This is a genomic window from Streptomyces sp. NPDC014801 (assembly GCF_043082085.1).
Classification (GTDB): Bacteria; Actinomycetota; Actinomycetes; order Streptomycetales; family Streptomycetaceae; genus Streptomyces.
Map to the genome: position 1 here is coordinate 363166 of NZ_JBIBXG010000013.1, position 17007 is coordinate 380172.

General features: G+C 71.7%; 13 protein-coding genes and 1 pseudogene. 9 read left to right on the forward strand and 5 right to left on the reverse strand.

Translation table 11 applies throughout. The features are described from left to right. Positions 1 to 88: 88 nt before the first annotated feature. Positions 89 to 1045: a bifunctional riboflavin kinase/FAD synthetase gene (locus tag ACF1AL_RS31080; protein WP_366841868.1), complete on the forward strand. Its 957-nt coding sequence runs from the start codon at positions 89 to 91 to the stop codon at positions 1043 to 1045. Positions 1046 to 1159: 114 nt separating this feature from the next. Here the strand turns inward: ACF1AL_RS31080 and ACF1AL_RS31085 are convergent, their stop codons facing one another. The 3 genes and pseudogenes from ACF1AL_RS31085 to ACF1AL_RS31095 all read right to left on the reverse strand — a co-directional run bounded on the left by ACF1AL_RS31085 (position 1160) and on the right by ACF1AL_RS31095 (position 6058). Then, positions 1160 to 4354, reverse strand: a complete 3195-nt coding sequence (locus tag ACF1AL_RS31085; RefSeq protein ID WP_391828320.1) for an AAA family ATPase — start codon at positions 4352 to 4354, stop codon at positions 1160 to 1162. A gap of 795 nt (positions 4355 to 5149) precedes the next feature. Continuing rightward, positions 5150 to 5230: pseudogene (locus tag ACF1AL_RS31090) on the reverse strand (SCO5717 family growth-regulating ATPase); the annotation flags it as partial. A gap of 525 nt (positions 5231 to 5755) precedes the next feature. Beyond that, positions 5756 to 6058, reverse strand: a complete 303-nt coding sequence (locus ACF1AL_RS31095) for a DUF397 domain-containing protein (RefSeq protein WP_366841867.1) — start codon at positions 6056 to 6058, stop codon at positions 5756 to 5758. A gap of 269 nt (positions 6059 to 6327) precedes the next feature. On the opposite strand from ACF1AL_RS31095, the gene rpsO reads away from it, so the two are divergent. From rpsO to ACF1AL_RS31120, 5 genes are all read left to right on the forward strand, one after another. Further along, entirely contained in the window at positions 6328 to 6615 is a 288-nt protein-coding gene (gene rpsO, locus ACF1AL_RS31100; protein WP_016432306.1) for a 30S ribosomal protein S15, read from the forward strand. 324 nt (positions 6616 to 6939) lie between these two features. Next, the gene (locus ACF1AL_RS31105; protein WP_391779528.1) at positions 6940 to 9159 is read left to right on the forward strand and encodes a polyribonucleotide nucleotidyltransferase; all 2220 of its coding nucleotides are present in this window, start codon (positions 6940 to 6942) and stop codon (positions 9157 to 9159) included. Further along, a complete protein-coding gene (locus ACF1AL_RS31110) occupies positions 9156 to 10535 on the forward strand; it encodes a M16 family metallopeptidase (protein ID WP_384212416.1) in 1380 nt (459 codons plus the stop codon). The genes ACF1AL_RS31105 and ACF1AL_RS31110 overlap by 4 nt, the downstream gene beginning before the upstream one ends. A gap of 35 nt (positions 10536 to 10570) precedes the next feature. Continuing rightward, positions 10571 to 11323 (forward strand): 4-hydroxy-tetrahydrodipicolinate reductase, encoded by a 753-nt coding sequence (dapB, locus tag ACF1AL_RS31115; protein WP_366841864.1) that lies wholly within the window; start codon positions 10571 to 10573, stop codon positions 11321 to 11323. A 14-nt stretch (positions 11324 to 11337) separates the two neighbouring features. Beyond that, positions 11338 to 11790 carry a hypothetical protein gene (locus ACF1AL_RS31120; RefSeq protein WP_386418098.1) on the forward strand — a complete coding sequence of 151 codons (453 nt, stop codon included), beginning with the start codon at positions 11338 to 11340 and terminating at the stop codon, positions 11788 to 11790. A gap of 127 nt (positions 11791 to 11917) precedes the next feature. Here ACF1AL_RS31120 and ACF1AL_RS31125 read toward each other — a convergent pair whose 3' ends face one another. Next, positions 11918 to 12484, reverse strand: a complete 567-nt coding sequence (locus ACF1AL_RS31125; protein ID WP_384212419.1) for a hypothetical protein — start codon at positions 12482 to 12484, stop codon at positions 11918 to 11920. 125 nt (positions 12485 to 12609) lie between these two features. Continuing rightward, the gene (locus ACF1AL_RS31130) at positions 12610 to 12849 is read right to left on the reverse strand and encodes a hypothetical protein (protein ID WP_366841861.1); all 240 of its coding nucleotides are present in this window, start codon (positions 12847 to 12849) and stop codon (positions 12610 to 12612) included. Positions 12850 to 13018: 169 nt separating this feature from the next. On the opposite strand from ACF1AL_RS31130, the gene thyX reads away from it, so the two are divergent. The 3 genes from thyX (at position 13019) to ACF1AL_RS31145 (ending at position 16717) form a co-directional block, all read left to right on the forward strand. Further along, positions 13019 to 13753 carry an FAD-dependent thymidylate synthase gene (thyX, locus tag ACF1AL_RS31135; RefSeq protein ID WP_391779531.1) on the forward strand — a complete coding sequence of 245 codons (735 nt, stop codon included), beginning with the start codon at positions 13019 to 13021 and terminating at the stop codon, positions 13751 to 13753. Positions 13754 to 13964: 211 nt separating this feature from the next. Further along, a complete protein-coding gene (gene dapA, locus ACF1AL_RS31140) occupies positions 13965 to 14864 on the forward strand; it encodes a 4-hydroxy-tetrahydrodipicolinate synthase (RefSeq protein WP_391828304.1) in 900 nt (299 codons plus the stop codon). Positions 14865 to 15031: 167 nt separating this feature from the next. After that, positions 15032 to 16717 carry a ribonuclease J gene (locus tag ACF1AL_RS31145; RefSeq protein WP_366841858.1) on the forward strand — a complete coding sequence of 562 codons (1686 nt, stop codon included), beginning with the start codon at positions 15032 to 15034 and terminating at the stop codon, positions 16715 to 16717. Positions 16718 to 17007 lie beyond the last annotated feature (290 nt).

Genomic DNA, 17007 nt, shown 5'->3' on the forward strand with positions numbered 1-17007 from the left:
TGCCGATGCAGGCAGGACGGGTCCGGCATGGCACCCTTAGACCTGCGTAAGGACGTAGACACGGACACGGGTTCGAGGAGCGGTCACAGTGCAGCGCTGGCGTGGCTTGGAGGACATCCCCCAGGACTGGGGGCGCAGCGTCGTCACCATCGGCTCCTACGACGGTGTGCACCGGGGCCACCAGCTGATCATCCGGCACGCCGTGGACCGGGCCCGCGAGCTGGGCGTTCCCGCCGTCGTCGTCACCTTCGACCCGCACCCCAGCGAGGTCGTCCGCCCCGGCAGCCACCCGCCGCTGCTCGCCCCGCACCACCGCCGCTGCGAGCTGATGGCGGAGCTGGGCGTCGACGCGGTGCTGATCCTGCCCTTCACCGCCGAGTTCTCCAAGCTCTCGCCGGCCGACTTCGTCGTCAAGGTCCTCGTCGACAAGCTGCACGCCAAGGCCGTCGTCGAGGGCCCCAACTTCCGCTTCGGCCACAAGGCCGCGGGCAATGTGGAGTTCCTCGCCGAGCAGGGCAAGGTGTACGACTTCGAGGTCGAGGTCGTCGACCTGTACCTGTCGGGTGAGGCGGGCGGCGGACAGCCGTTCTCCTCGACGCTGACCCGCCGGCTGGTCGCCGAGGGCGACGTGGCCGGCGCCGCCGAGATCCTCGGCCGCCCGCACCGGGTGGAGGGCGTGGTCGTGCGCGGCGCCCAGCGCGGCCGCGAACTCGGCTTCCCCACGGCCAACGTGGAGACCCTGCCGCACACCGCGATCCCGGCCGACGGCGTCTACGCCGGCTGGCTGCACGTCGACGGCGAGGCGATGCCGGCCGCCATCTCCGTGGGCACCAACCCGCAGTTCGACGGCACCGAGCGCACGGTGGAGGCGTACGCCATCGACCGCGTCGGCCTCGACCTGTACGGCCTGCACGTGGCCGTCGACTTCCTGGCGTTCGTGCGCGGGCAGGCGAAGTTCGACACGCTGGACGCGCTGCTGGAGCAGATGGCGCAGGACGTGAAGCGCTGCCGGGAGCTGGTGGCGGCCGCGCAGCCGCCGCGCTGACACGGCAGTCCCGTACGACACGGAAGGGCGGCCGGTGCTTCGAGCACCGGCCGCCCTTTCCTGTCCGTCCCGGCCCGCTGCCGGGCCGGGCTGTTGCTGCTGCTCCTGTTCCCGCTACTGCTGCGGCGGCTGCGGGTAGCCGTAACCGGCGGGCGGGTAGCCCGGCTGCTGGGCGGCCTGCTGGTCGGGCTGCCCAGGCTGCCCCGGCTGGCCGGGGTGACCCGGCTGCGCGGCCTGCGGGTACGGCTGGCCCGGCTGACCGACGTCTGCCGGCTGGCCCGGCTGAGGGGGCTGGCCCGGCTGGGGGTACGGCTGTCCCGGCTGGGCGGCCGCCTGCGGGTACGGCTGGCCGGGCTGGCCCGGGACCGGCTGACCGGGGTACGGCTGGTCCGGTACCGGCTGACCGGGGTACGGCTGGCCGCCGTACGGCTGGCCGCCGTACGGCTGACCCGGGACCTGCTGACCCGGGACTTGCTGACCCGGGAAGGGCTGCGGCTGACCCGGGAAGGGCTGCGGCTGGCCCGGGTAGGGCTGGGGCTGGCCGGGGACCGACTGGCCCGGGAGCGGCGGGGCGGCCACCGGCGGCGGGTTGCCGTCGCTGGTCCACAGGCCGTGGGACTGCTGGTGCCGGACGAAGTCCTCGGCGACCATCGCCGCGAGGTTGAAGTACGCCTCCCGCACCTTCGGCCGCATCATGTCGAGGTCGACCTCGGCACCGGCGGCGAGGTGCTCGTCGAACGGCACCACGACCACACCCCGGCAGCGCGTCTCGAAGTGCGCCACGATGTCCTCGACCTTGATCATCTTGCCGGTCTCGCGAACCCCGGAGATGACGGTGATGGACCGGGCGACCAGCTCCGCGTACCCGTGCGCGGACAGCCAGTCCAGCGTCGTACTGGCGCTGCTCGCACCGTCCACGGACGGCGTCGAGATGATGATCAGCTGATCGGCGAGGTCCAGCACGCCGCGCATGGCGCTGTAGAGCAGACCGGTGCCCGAGTCGGTGAGGATGATCGGGTACTGCTTGCCCAGCACGTCGATGGCGCGCCGGTAGTCCTCGTCGTTGAACGTGGTCGACACGGCCGGGTCCACGTCGTTGGCGATGATCTCCAGACCGGACGGCGCCTGCGACGTGAACCGCCGGATGTCCATGTAGGAGTTCAGGTACGGGATCGCCTGGACGAGGTCGCGGATGGTCGCCCCGGTCTCCCGGCGCACCCGGCGGCCGAGGGTGCCGGCGTCCGGGTTGGCGTCGATGGCGAGGATCTTGTCCTGCCGCTCGGTGGCGAGGGTCGAGCCCAGCGCGGTCGTCGTGGTCGTCTTGCCGACACCGCCCTTGAGGCTGATGACCGCGATCCGGTAGCAGGACAGCACCGGCGTGCGGATGAGGTCGAGCTTGCGCTGCCGCTCGGCCTCCTCCTTCTTGCCGCCCAGCTTGAAGCGCGAACCGCCGCCGACCGGGCGGGAGCTCTTCGCCTTCTGCTTCTTGGTGTTGAGCAGCCGGTCCGAGGACAGTTCCACGGCGGCGGTGTACCCGAGCGGCGCACCCGGGTTGGTGGGCTGGCGCTGGTCGTGCTGCATGGGCTGCGGCCAGGCGGCCCCGAGCCGCGGGTCCACGGGCGCCTGCGGGGCCTGCGCGGGCGCCTGTCCGGCGGGGTGCGGGGCCTGCGCCGGGTCGTACGGGGCGGCGCCGTCCTGCGGGGCACCGGGGAAGCCGGGGGCACCGTGCGGGCCGGCCGGCGCACCGGGGGCGTCCGGGGCGACGGGCGCGGAGGGCTGCGGCTGCCGGGCCTCGGGCTGCCCGCTCACCGGAGGCTGGGGCATGCCGGGGTACGGCTGACCGGGGTGCCCGGGCTGACCCTGCGCTGCGGACGGCCCGGGCTGTCCCGGGTGTTCCGGCTGTGCGGGCGGCTGCGGGAAGCCGTAACCGCCGGGCTGCGCCGGGGGGTTGGGGGCGACGGCCTGCTCCGGCTGGGCACCGGGGTGCGGGAAGCCGTACCCGGCGGGCGGGTTGGGTGCCTGGGCGGGCACGCCCGCCTGCGGGAAGCCGTAACCGCCGGGCTGCTGCGGGGCGTGGGGCGCGGGCTGCGCGTCGGGCGCCGACGGCGTGGGCGCCCCCTGCGGGAAGCCGTAACCACCATTGGGCTGCGGCGAGTCGGGCGCGGGCGGCGGCACGGGCGCACCCGGCTGGGGGAAGCCGTAGCCGCTCGGGGCCTGCGGCGGGGTCGGCGCAGACGTGGCCGCAGGCTGCGGGAAGCCGTAGCCGGCGGGCGGGTTCGGGGCGGGCGCGGTACCCGGCTGCGGGACGGGCGGCTGCTGCGCCGCCGGGGCGGTCGGATACGGCTGGCCCGGCGGCGGCGCGGCCGGGGGAGCCGCGGGCGGGTTCCAGGCGGCGGGCGCGGGCTGCGGTGCCTGCGGCTGGAACGGGGGCTGGTCCTGCGGGACGTGCGGCTGCGGCTGCGCCGCGGGCTCCGGCTGCGGCCGGCCGGGCCACTGCGCCGCCGGGGCGGGTGCGGCCGGCTGGTACGCCGGCGGCAGCGGAGGCACACCGGGCTGCTGCGCGGGCGCGGGCGCGGGTGCGGGTGCGGGCGCGGGCGGGGCGGCCGGGGCCGGGGCGTCCTGCGACGGGGCGGGGGCCTGGACGGCGTCCTGCGGCTCTGTACCGGCCTCCGCGGAGGGTACGGCGTCCTGCGGCTCACCCGTGGTCCCGATGGCCCGGGCCGCGTCGGCGGGCTCCTCGGCGATGGCCGCGCCGTCGGCCGGCTCGGCCTCCGCCTCCTCTGCAGAAGCGGCGGCGGGGGAGTGATCGGCGGACTCGCCGGTCTCGCCGGACGCGACGGAGTCGGTGTCCTCGGCGTCGTGGGCGTCCTCGGTGTCCGAGCCCTCAGTGTCGGCGGAGGCGTCCGACGCCTCAGCGGCGTCCGCGCCGTCACCGTCGTCGCCGGAGGCGGATTCCACGTCCGAACGAGCCTCGTCGTCGGACGCGTCGCTGGACCCGTCGGTCGCCCCGGCCGCCTCGGTGTCGCCCCGGTCCTCGGCTGTCGGGAGGTCGTCCTGCGTCTCCCCAGCCGCCGTCGGTTCCTCGGCCGAGGCGTCACCGGTTGCCGCGGTCTCCTCCTCGGCATCCTCGCGAGCCTCTTCGCGCTCCTCGGCCTTGGAGTCGGCCGGGGAATCGGCCGTGGAGTCGGCCTTGGACCCCGCCTCGGCGTCGGCCTTTTCGGTGGCCTCGGCCTCGGCCTTGGCCGCGGCCGCGGCCTCGGCATCCCGCTCGGCGAACTCCCGCTTCAGCGCGGCCGTCGAGAAGCGCATGGTGGCACCGCTCTCGATGTCCCCGGCACCGGAAGCGGCCTCATCGGCGTCCGAACCGGACGGCGCGGCCGGCGCGTCCACCGCATCGGCCGTGCTCGCCGGAGCCGTGGCACCCGCGGAAGCCCCCCACGGCCCCTGGAACCCCGGAACCGGAATGTTCGGGACGGCGGTCGGCGAGGCGGGGTCGGCGGCAGCCGGCGTCTCCGCCTTCCGCTCGGACGGCTGCTCCCGCTGCTGCTCCGGCTCCCCGGGAGTCTCCGGCCGCTGCGGCTCGAACCCGCTCCCCACCGGAAGCTTGGGAACCGCGACCGGGCTGCCGGTCGGCGGCGGAGGCGGCGGGTACGCGCTCCCGGGCGCAGGCGCAGGCGCAGGCGCAGGTGCCGGAGGCGTGAAGGGTGCCCCCGGCACGGGCGCCGGAGCGGGCGGAGTGAACGGCGCGCCGGGCGCCGGCGCGGGCGGTGTGAAGGGCGCCCCCGGCGCCGGCGGAGGCGGAGTGAAGGAGGCGCCGGACCCACCGGCCGCGTGCGGCGGCGGCGTCAGCCCGGGCAGCGGGATGCTGGGAACCGCCGTCGGCCCCCCGGGCGTACCGCCACCAGGCGCCCCCGCCGAAGCGGAACCGGACGCACCCGCACCGGGGCCGCCCGCGGTGTTCCCACGGCCCGCACCGGAGCTCCCGCTCGCGTCGCCCCCGCCCGTGCCGGAACCGGAGCCTGCGCTGTCGCCCCCCGACCCCCCGGCCGCGTTCTGCGTGTACCAGGCGGGCGGCGCGTAGTCGATGGTGAACTCGCCCGTCGTCTCGACGGCGGACTCCGCGTCGGGCTGATCGTCGCCGGGCGTGGCCCAGCCCCCGCGGATCCCGTCCCGATCGCTGCTCACAGTTCCTCCTGGTGTGGTCGAGCACCCTCAAGCCGTGCCGGGGCGACCTTGATGTGTCGTTCGAGTGGTCCGAAGTGATACGAGGTCGTCCGATCAGCGGCCCTCCCCCTGTGACGCTGACGCCCGGTCCACGGGTTCTGACGTCGCGCCGGTCCCAGCCTAATCACCAGGTACCCCGCGCCGTCAGACCCGTCCGCCCCTTCCCACCGGCCCAGGACGCCCCACACGGCAGTGAAATGGCCGTATATGAGCGCCTTTTGGTCAGAAACCGCCCAACCTCCCGCACTCGACCGGCACTTGTGCGGCCACGGCAGATCCGGCATCGAGCAACCGCACACCAAAAAGGGGCGGCACCCACAAGTGCCGCCCCGAACCGCGATCCACCACACCGACTCCGGGCGCCGACGGTCAGCCCGCGCACCCGGCCGTCAGTCGGCGCACCCCGCCGTCAGCCGGCGCACCCGGCCGTCAGCCGGCGCACGCCGATGTCACGCCGCGCGTCCCGTCACGCGGCGCACCCCGCCGTCACCCGGCGTCCGCCCCGCCGCTCTCCCCGGCCGGCTCCAGGTCGAATTCCCCGTCCCGTGCGCCCAGCACGAAGGCCCGCCACTCCGCCTCCGTGTACCGCAGCACGGTGTCCGGGTCGAGGGACGAGCGCATCGCCACGGCACCGCCCGGAAGGTAGGCGATCTCGACGCGCTCCTCGTCCTGCTCGGTGCCCGGCGCGCTGTGCCACTCGACCCCCGAGATGTCGAGCGCGTACAGCTCGTCCCGCTCGCGCTCCTTGCGCGCCTTGATCTCCGCCGCCGACTCAGCCGACTCCGCCATGCCCCACCGACCCCTTCTGTGAGGTAGGAACGATCAGTGAGGTCACCCTAGTGGCCGCGGGCCCTGTGTCCGGGCGGTTCCGGGACCTGGCGCAAGGCGCCTGCCTGCGCCTGGTACCCTGAGTGACGGCCGTATGTGTACGCACCCCCGGAAGCCCTCGCGGGCCCTGGAGGTCGCGCCCAGCGGATCCCCGCCTCCCGAGTTGTGGAAGCTCCCCCGAGACGTAGACCGGGGGCACTCGGCGGCAATCACAGTATTGAGGAGTACGCGTGTCGCTCGACGCCGCTACGAAGAAGCAGATCATCGCCGAGTTCGGCCAGAAGGAGGGCGACACCGGCTCCCCCGAGGTCCAGGTCGCCATGCTCTCGCGCCGGATCTCGGACCTGACCGAGCACCTCAAGACCCACAAGCACGACCACCACTCCCGTCGTGGTCTGCTGATCCTGGTCGGTCAGCGCCGCCGACTGCTGCAGTACCTCGCCAAGAAGGACATCCAGCGCTTCCGTACGCTGGTCGACCGTCTCGGCATCCGCCGCGGTGCGGCGGGCGCGAAGTAAGACGCCGTGAAGGGAGCGGTTCCCGGGAAGAGGGGGCCGCTCCCTTTGCTGTACGTGCGGAGTGTCACCGCCCCTTTGTAGTGTGGTAGCACAACGCAGTAAGCACGACACCGCGTGATATGGCCCGCCCACGCAGGGTAGAGGCCATCACGTACGACGAAGAGGAGAAGCGCACCACGCCGCCGCCGGTCCTCGGTAGTGGCCCCCGGGGCAGCGAACCCCGGGTGCTTCGATCGAAGACCGGCCCGCACCGCAGGAGCGCTTCTCCGCCACCGTCCCCCCGCCACACGGGCGAGGAGGGACGAGGACGAGGAGAAAACGCTAGTGGAGAACGAGACCCACTACGCCGAGGCCGTCATCGACAACGGCGCCTTCGGCACCCGCACCATCCGCTTCGAGACGGGCCGCCTGGCCAAGCAGGCCGCCGGCTCCGCCGTGGCGTACCTGGACGACGACACCATGGTGCTGTCGGCCACCACCGCCTCCAAGAACCCCAAGGACCAGCTCGACTTCTTCCCCCTGACGGTGGACGTCGAGGAGCGGATGTACGCCGCCGGCAAGATCCCCGGCAGCTTCTTCCGCCGTGAGGGCCGGCCCTCCGAGGACGCGATCCTCACCTGCCGCCTCATCGACCGCCCGCTGCGCCCGTCCTTCAAGAAGGGCCTGCGCAACGAGATCCAGGTCGTCTGCACGGTCATGGCGCTCAACCCCGACCACCTGTACGACGTCGTGGCGATCAACGCCGCGTCCGCGTCGACGCAGCTGGCCGGCCTGCCCTTCTCCGGCCCGATCGGCGGCGTCCGCGTCGCGCTGATCCGCGGCCAGTGGGTGGCCTTCCCGACGCACACCGAGCTCGAGGACGCCGTCTTCGACATGGTCGTCGCGGGCCGTGTCCTGGAGGACGGCGACGTCGCGATCATGATGGTCGAGGCCGAGGCCACCGAGAAGACCATCAAGCTCGTCGAGGGCGGCGCCGAGGCCCCCACCGAGGAGGTCGTCGCCGCCGGTCTCGAGGCCGCGAAGCCCTTCATCAAGGTGCTCTGCAAGGCCCAGTCGGACCTGGCGTCCAAGGCCGCCAAGCCGGTCGCCGAGTTCCCGATCTTCCTGGACTACCAGGACGACGTCCTCGAGGCGCTGACCGCCGCCGTCAAGCCCGAGCTCGCCCAGGCGCTCACCATCGCCGGCAAGCAGGAGCGCGAGGCCGAGCTGGACCGCGTCAAGGGCCTCGCCGCCGAGAAGCTCCTGCCGGAGTTCGAGGGCCGCGAGAAGGAGATCTCCGCCGCGTACCGCGCGCTGACCAAGCAGCTGGTCCGCGAGCGCGTGATCAAGGAGAAGAAGCGCATCGACGGCCGCGGGCTGACGGACATCCGCACCCTGGCCGCCGAGGTCGAGGCCATCCCGCGGGTCCACGGCTCCGCGGTGTTCGAGCGTGGCGAGACCCAGATCCTGGGCGTCACCACGCTGAACATGCTGCGCATGGAGCAGCAGCTGGACACCCTCTCCCCGGTGACCCGCAAGCGCTACATGCACAACTACAACTTCCCGCCGTACTCCACCGGCGAGACCGGCCGCGTCGGCTCCCCGAAGCGCCGCGAGATCGGCCACGGCGCCCTCGCCGAGCGCGCCCTGGTGCCGGTCCTGCCGACGCGCGAGGAGTTCCCCTACGCGATCCGCCAGGTGTCCGAGGCGCTCAGCTCGAACGGCTCGACGTCCATGGGCTCGGTCTGCGCCTCCACCATGTCGCTGCTGAACGCCGGTGTGCCGCTGAAGGCCCCGGTCGCCGGTATCGCCATGGGCCTGATCTCCCAGGAGATCGAGGGCGAGACGCACTACGTCACCCTCACCGACATCCTCGGTGCGGAGGACGCCTTCGGTGACATGGACTTCAAGGTCGCCGGCACCAAGGAGTTCGTCACCGCCCTCCAGCTCGACACCAAGCTGGACGGCATCCCGGCCTCCGTCCTGGGCGCCGCCCTCAAGCAGGCCCGCGACGCTCGCCTCCACATCCTCGACGTGATGATGGAGGCCATCGACCGGCCCGACGAGATGAGCCCGCACGCCCCGCGGATCATCACCGTCAAGATCCCGGTCGACAAGATCGGTGAGGTCATCGGCCCCAAGGGCAAGATGATCAACCAGATCCAGGAGGACACGGGCGCCGAGATCACCATCGAGGACGACGGCACGATCTACATCGGTGCCGCCGACGGTCCCTCGGCGGAGGCCGCCCGCGCCACGATCAACGGCATCGCCAATCCGACGATGCCCGAGGTCGGCGAGCGCTACCTGGGCACGGTCGTCAAGACGACCACCTTCGGTGCGTTCGTCTCCCTGCTGCCCGGCAAGGACGGTCTGCTGCACATCTCGCAGATCCGCAAGCTCGCCGGCGGCAAGCGCGTGGAGAACGTCGAGGACGTCCTCGGTGTGGGCCAGAAGGTCCAGGTCGAGATCGCCGAGATCGACTCCCGCGGCAAGCTCTCCCTCGTTCCCGTGATCGAGGGCGAGGACGGCGACGAGAACGCGAAGGACGACGCCGACCAGTGACGTCCCGTGGCTTCAAGGCGACGGCCCGCACCTCTTCGGAGGCGCGGGCCGTCGCCCGTACCCAAACCCTCATCAAGGGCGAGAACGGCATCGGCACGGTCCGCCGCACCACCCTCCCGGGCGGCCTGCGCATCGTCACCGAGACCCTGCCCTCGGTCCGCTCCGCCACGTTCGGCATCTGGGCGCACGTCGGCTCCCGGGACGAGACCCCGTCGCTGAACGGCGCCACGCACTACCTGGAGCACCTGCTCTTCAAGGGCACCAGCCGCCGGTCGGCGCTGGACATCTCCTCCGCCCTGGACGCCGTCGGCGGCGAGATGAACGCGTTCACGGCCAAGGAGTACACGTGCTACTACGCGCGCGTGCTCGACACCGACCTGCCGCTCGCCATCGACGTCGTCTGCGACATGCTGACGGGCTCCCTGATCCAGGAGGAGGACGTCGACGTCGAGCGCGGCGCGATCCTCGAAGAGATCGCCATGACCGAGGACGACCCCGGCGACTGTGTGCACGACCTGTTCGCGCACACGATGTTCGGCGACAACCCCCTCGGCCGCCCGGTCCTCGGCACCGTCGACACGGTCAACGCGCTCACCGCCGACCGCATCCGCCGCTTCTACAAGAAGCACTACGACCCGACGCACCTGGTCGTGGCCTGCGCCGGCAACATCGACCACAACAAGGTCGTCCGTCAGGTGCGGGCCGCCTTCGAGAAGGCCGGCGCGTTCCGCAGCGACGACGCCCAGCCGATCGGCCCGCGCCAGGGCAGCCGCACCCTGCGCACCGCCGGCAAGGTCGAGCTGCTGAACCGGAAGACCGAGCAGGCGCACGTCGTGCTCGGCATGCCGGGCCTGGCCCGCACCGACGACCGCCGCTGGGCGCTCGGCGTGCTGAACACCGCCCTCGGCGGCGGCATGTCCTCGCGCCTGTTCCAGGAGGTCCGCGAGAAGCGCGGCCTGGCCTACAGCGTGTACTCGTACACCTCCGGCTTCGCCGACTGCGGCCTGTTCGGCGTGTACGCCGGCTGCCGGCCCTCCCAGGTCCACGACGTGCTGCGGATCTGCCGGGACGAGCTCGACCAGGTCGCCGAGCACGGCCTGTCCGACGACGAGATCGAGCGGGCCATCGGCCAGCTGCGCGGTTCCACCGTGCTCGGTCTGGAGGACACGGGTGCGCTCATGAACCGCATCGGCAAGAGTGAGCTGTGCTGGGGCGAGCAGATGTCCGTCGACGACATGCTGGCCCGGATAGCGGCCGTGACCCCGGACGAGGTCCGCTCGGTCGCCCGCGACATCCTGGGCCGGCGGCCGTCGCTGTCGGTCATCGGCCCGCTGAAGGACAAGCAGGCCGCGCGACTGCACGACGCGGTCGCCTGATCCCTCCGCCTCCGGATTCGGTAAGGAAGCAAAAGATGAGCAAGCTGCGCGTGGCGGTCCTCGGTGCCAACGGCCGGATCGGGTCCGAGGCGGTCAAGGCGGTCGAGGCCGCCGAGGACATGGAGCTGGTGGCCGCCCTCGGCCGCGGCGACAAGCTGGAGACGCTGGCGGAGACCGGCGCCCAGGTCGCGGTCGAGCTGACCACCCCCGCCTCGGTCATGGGCAACCTGGACTTCTGCGTCCGGCACGGCATCCACGCCGTCGTCGGGACGACGGGCTGGACCGACGACCGCCTCGCGCAGCTCAAGGGCTGGCTCGCCCAGTCCCCGGAGACCGGCGTGCTCATCGCCCCGAACTTCTCCATCGGCGCCGTGCTGACCATGAAGTTCGCGCAGATCGCCGCGCCGTACTTCGAGTCGGTCGAAGTGGTGGAACTGCACCACCCCAACAAGGTGGACGCCCCCTCCGGCACCGCCACCCGCACCGCCCAGCTCATCGCCGAGGCCCGCGCCAAGGCCGGCTCCGCACCGGCACCGGACGCCACGGTGACGGCCCTGGACGGCGCCCGCGGCGCGAACGTCGACGGTGTGCCGGTCCACGCGGTCCGGCTGCGCGGCCTGCTGGCCCACCAGGAGGTCCTGCTCGGCGGCGAGGGCGAGACCCTCACCGTCCGGCACGACTCCCTGCACCACAGCAGCTTCATGCCGGGCATCCTGCTCGGCGTGCGCCGCGTGGTCAGCACCCCCGGCCTGACCTTCGGCCTGGAACACTTCCTCGACCTGAACTGAGCCTGCGAACCCCCATGCGCGCGAAGATCACCTACCTCGTCACGGCCGCCGTCCTGGTCTTCTACTTCGTCCTGGTCGGCAGCCGCGGCGTCATGCTCATCGAATCGGGCACGCCGCTGACCGTCACCTTCGGCATCGCGGTGCTGATCCTGCCGGTGATCGGCCTGTGGTTCCTGTGGAAGAACACCCAGTTCGTCCGCAAGGCCAACGCCCTCGCCGCGGAACTGGAGGCCGAGGGCGGCCTCCCGGTCGACGAGCTCACCCGCCTGCCCAGCGGCCGTATCGACCGCGACTCGGCGGACGAGGTCTTCGCCAAGCGCAAGGCCGAGACCGAGGCGGCCCCCGACGACTGGCGCTGCTGGTTCCGCCTCGCCGTCGCCTACCACGACGCCCGAGACACCCCCCGAGCCCGCAAGGCCATGCAACGAGCCATAGCCCTCCACGAGGGCAAACCGGTCTCGGCGTAGCTGCACGCACCCGCGGCCTGCGGCCGCCCTGCAGGGGGTACCCCCAGGGCGGCACGGGTGGGCGCAGCGGCACCTCCAAGCGAGCAGCGCTGAAACCGCGCTCGGCCCAGCCCGACGCAGGGCACCGTCAGCCGAGGCCGCCCCGCCGGTTCTCCGCCGCCCACGCCTCCACCGCGTCCGCCGCCCGATCAAACGCCTCCGCGCGAGCCAAGAAGTCCGCACTGTGCGTGGTCAGCAGCGCCACCGCCTCCCCGGCGCGCCCACCCCGCACCAGCACCAGCGCCTGCCCCTGCACAGTCCGGGGCAACCCCAGCCACCGCACCGGCTGCTGCACCGTCCGCACGCTCCCGACCCGCTCCCACGGCACCGTCCGCGTGACGAAGAAGCCCACATGCCGCAGCCCCCGCGCACTCACCCACACACCCATGCGCAGCAGCCGCAACGCCCCGGCGACGATCAGCAGCGCCGCACCGAAGACCGCGGCGGCCCCGGCGGCCGTACCGGCCAGCGCGATGATCACCGCCGCGGACAGCACGTACGACGCCAGCAGCAGCCACAGCGCGGCCGCGGCCACCCGCCAGGGCCCGGGCCGGTAGGGGCGCCGCCACCGGTCCCGGTCGTCGTGGGGCAGCGCGAGATCGTCGGCTGCCTCCGCGTCGTCAGCGCGGTCGGCCGTCAGGAAGGGCAGGGGCACGGCTGGTCCTCACTCGATCCCGGCATCTGCTGTGCCCGGTGAGGCTATCCGGCCACGCGCCGGCTCTCCAGCATTGGGGCCATGGCGACGCACCACGCCCGCGCCCCGACGGCCGAGCGCGGCCGTCAGTGGCCCTCGGACGCCTGCGAATGCTGGGGCGAGGTGGAGGAGTGATCGAGGCTCAGCGCCGGCATCCCCAGCATCAGTGAGCCGACCAGCGCGGCCACGATGGTCAGCCCCAGCAGCAGCCGCCCGGCCAGCTGACCGGCGGACGCGCGCTGGCGCGGCGGGGGAGTGACATTACTGCGGAACCTGTCGGCCTCGGCGAGGAAGGCGAACGGGACGGGTTCACGCCGACCGGACATCGGGGGTGGGTCTCCCTTCAGGGACAGAACGGATCTTTGTCATCCGTAGAGACGAACGAACCCCCGCAAAGGTGCCCTGTTTCACCGACTTCTTGCCGTCCGGCACCAAACGTCTCACTGGGTAGAGTGGCGTGCGCCAGACGACGAGACGGGAAGGCCCCCCAACACCGTGATCCCCGAGGACGACTTCAAGATCGAGTTCCGCAGCGATGTCACTGTGGAGCTGGTGAAACACAGCGCTGCGGACTCCGACGTACTGTTCGCCGCCCGTGTCTCCACGCTCGGGGAGCAGTCCCTCGACGAGCTGCAGAAGGACCCGGAGCGCTCCAAGGGCCTGATCAACTACCTGATGCGCGACCGGCACGGCAGCCCGTTCGAGCACAACTCCATGACGTTCTTCGTCAGCGCCCCGATCTTCGTCTTCCGCGAGTTCATGCGGCACCGGGTCGGCTGGTCGTACAACGAGGAGTCCGGCCGCTACCGGGAGCTCCAGCCCGTCTTCTACGTCCCCGGCGCCGACCGCAAGCTGGTCCAGGAGGGCCGCCCGGGCAAGTACCAGTTCGTCGAGGGCACGCCCGAGCAGCACAAGCTCGCGAGCGACTCGATGGAGGAGTCCTACCGCCGGGCGTACCGGACCTACCGCGAGATGCTCGCCGCCGGCGTCGCCCGCGAGGTCGCCCGCGCGGTCCTGCCGGTCGGCCTGTTCTCCTCGATGTACGCCACCTGCAACGCCCGCTCCCTGATGCACTTCCTCGGCCTGCGCACCCAGCACGAGCTGGCGAAGGTGCCCTCCTTCCCGCAGCGGGAGATCGAGATGGTCGGCGAGAAGATGGAGGCCGAGTGGGCCAGGCTCATGCCGCTCACCTACGCCGCCTTCAATGCGAACGGCCGTGTGGCGCCGTAACGCACCAGCGTTCCCCTGCCCGGTACACATGTACGGATCAGCCTTGCGAAGTGTCCGTATTGCGGGGGTAAGAGAAGTTCATCTAGCCTGATCAAACGGACCCGGCACTGCTTGAACCCCCGAGCAGGCAGTGCCGGGCTCCTACTTTGCCCCGATGTGCCCGGACCCCCGAGGGCAGACCACTTGGTGAGCAACGAGTAGCGTGTAACCCATGGCTCCGACCTCCACTCCGCAGACCCCCTTCGGGCGGGTCCTCACCGCCATGGTCACGCCTTTCACGGCGGACGGCGCACTCGACCTCGACGGCGCACAGCGGCTCGCCACCCACCTGGTGGACGCAGGCAACGACGGCCTGATCGTCAACGGCACCACCGGCGAGTCCCCCACCACCAGTGACGCGGAGAAAACGGACCTGGTACGAGCGGTCCTGGAGGCGGTCGGCGACCGGGCCCACGTGGTGGTCGGCGTCGGCACCAACGACACCCACCACAGCATCGAGCTGGCCCGCGCCGCCGAGAAGACCGGCGCCCACGGCCTGCTCGTCGTCACGCCGTACTACAACAAGCCCCCGCAGGAGGGCCTGTACCGGCACTTCAAGGCCGTCGCCGACGCCACCGAGCTGCCGGTCATGCTGTACGACATCCCCGGCCGCAGCGGCGTCCCGATCAACACGGAGACGCTCGTCCGCCTCGCCGAGCACCCCCGGATCGTCGCCAACAAGGACGCCAAGGGCGACCTCGGCCGGGCCAGCTGGGCCATCGCCCGCTCCGGCCTCGCCTGGTACTCCGGCGACGACATGCTGAACCTGCCCCTGCTCTCCGTGGGCGCGGTCGGCTTCGTCTCGGTCGTCGGCCACCTCGTCACCCCCGACCTGCGCGCCCTCGTCGACGCGTACGTCTCCGGCGACGTCGTCAAGGCCACCGAGATCCACCAGAAGCTGCTCCCGGTCTACACCGGCATGTTCCGCACCCAGGGCGTCATGACCACCAAGGCCGCGCTCGCCCTGAAGGGCCTGCCCGCCGGGCCGCTGCGCGCGCCGATGGTCGAGTGCTCGCCCGAGGAGATCGAGCAGCTCAAGATCGATCTTGCCGCCGGCGGGGTACAGCTCTGACAACAGACTTCGCGCGGCCGCGCGCCACCGCCCCGCGCACCTGAGCTCCACAACTGAATAAGCAGGCCACCGGTGCCTGCGACACGACAACGACAACTGCTTCTGCACGAACGTCACGCGCGCCACGTGCCCGACCGGTACGTGGCGTGCGTGGTGAGGAGAGTCTTTTGAGTCATCCGCATCCTGAACTCGGCCCGCCGCCGCCCCTCCCCGAGGGCGGCCTGCGGGTCACCCCGCTCGGCGGCCTCGGCGAGATCGGCCGGAACATGACGGTCTTCGAGTACGGCGGCCGCCTGCTGATCGTCGACTGCGGAGTGCTCTTCCCCGAGGAGGAGCAGCCCGGAATCGACCTGATCCTGCCGGACTTCTCGTCCATCAGGGACCGCCTCGACGACATCGAGGGCATCGTCCTCACGCACGGCCACGAGGACCACATCGGCGGCGTCCCCTTCCTCCTGCGTGAGAAGCCGGACATCCCGCTCATCGGCTCCAAGCTGACCCTCGCCCTGATCGAGGCCAAGCTCCAGGAGCACCGCATCCGCCCGTACACCCTCGAGGTGGCGGAGGGGAACCGCGAGCGCCTCGGCCCCTTCGACTGCGAGTTCATCGCGGTCAACCACTCCATCCCGGACGCGCTGGCCGTCGCCATCCGCACCCCCGCGGGCATGATCGTCCACACCGGCGACTTCAAGATGGACCAGCTCCCGCTGGACAACCGCCTCACGGACCTGCACGCCTTCGCGCGGCTGAGCGAGGAGGGTATCGACCTCCTCCTCACCGACTCCACGAACGCCGAGGTCCCCGGCTTCACGCCGCACGAGCGGGACATCTCCAGCGTGCTGCGGCAGGTCTTCGCCGGCGCCCGCAAGCGGATCATCGTGGCCAGCTTCGCCAGCCACGTCCACCGCATCCAGCAGATCCTGGACGCGGCCCACGAGTACGGCCGCCGGGTCGCCTTCGTCGGCCGTTCCATGGTTCGCAACATGGGCATCGCCCGGGACCTCGGCTATCTGAAGGTGCCGCCGGGCCTGGTCGTGGACGTCAAGACGCTCGACGACCTGCCGGACCACGAGGTCGTACTGGTCTGCACCGGCTCCCAGGGCGAACCGATGGCCGCCCTGTCCCGCATGGCCAACCGGGACCACCAGATCCGCATTGTCCAGGGCGACACGGTGATCCTGGCGTCCTCGCTCATCCCGGGCAACGAGAACGCGGTCTACCGCGTGATCAACGGCCTGACCCGTTGGGGCGCGAACGTCGTCCACAAGGGCAACGCCAAGGTCCACGTCTCCGGCCACGCCTCCGCCGGCGAGCTGCTGTACTTCTACAACATCTGCCGCCCGCGGAACCTGATGCCGGTCCACGGCGAATGGCGCCACCTGCGCGCCAACGCCGAGCTGGGCGCCCTCACCGGTGTCCCGCACGACCGCATCGTCATCGCCGAGGACGGCGTGACCGTCGACCTCGTGCAGGGCAAGGCCAAGATCTCCGGCAAGGTCCAGGCGGGCTATGTCTACGTCGACGGCCTGTCCGTGGGCGATGTCGGTGAGCCCGCGCTGAAGGACCGCAAGATCCTCGGCGAGGAGGGCATCATCTCGGTCTTCGTGGTGGTCGACTCCTCCACGGGCAAGATCACCGGCGGCCCGCACGTCCAGGCCCGCGGCTCCGGTATCGAGGACTCCGCCTTCGACGCGGTCCTTCCGAAGATCGCGGAGGCGCTGGAGCGCTCCGCCCAGGACGGCGTGGTCGAGCCCCACCAGCTGCAGCAACTGGTCCGCCGCACGCTGGGCAAGTGGGTGTCCGACACCTACCGGCGCCGGCCGATGATCCTGCCGGTCGTGGTGGAGGTTTGACACCCACTCAGGTGTGAACCCGGAGCGGGGCCCCTCGATTTGCATCGGGGCGCCCCGCTCCAGTACGTTTACGGCTCCACCCCAGCGGGAAGCCGGTCGCCTCGTGCGTCCGGGCCAACCTCCCGGAGGGGCGGGAAATCCGACTCAGAATCTCTGATAAAGTCGGAACCGCCGGAAAGGGAAACGCGAGAGCGAGAACCTGGAAAGCACCGAGGAAATCGGATCGAGAAAAGATCTGATAGAGTCGGAAACGCAAGACCGAAGGGAAGCGCCCGGAGGAAAGCCCGAGA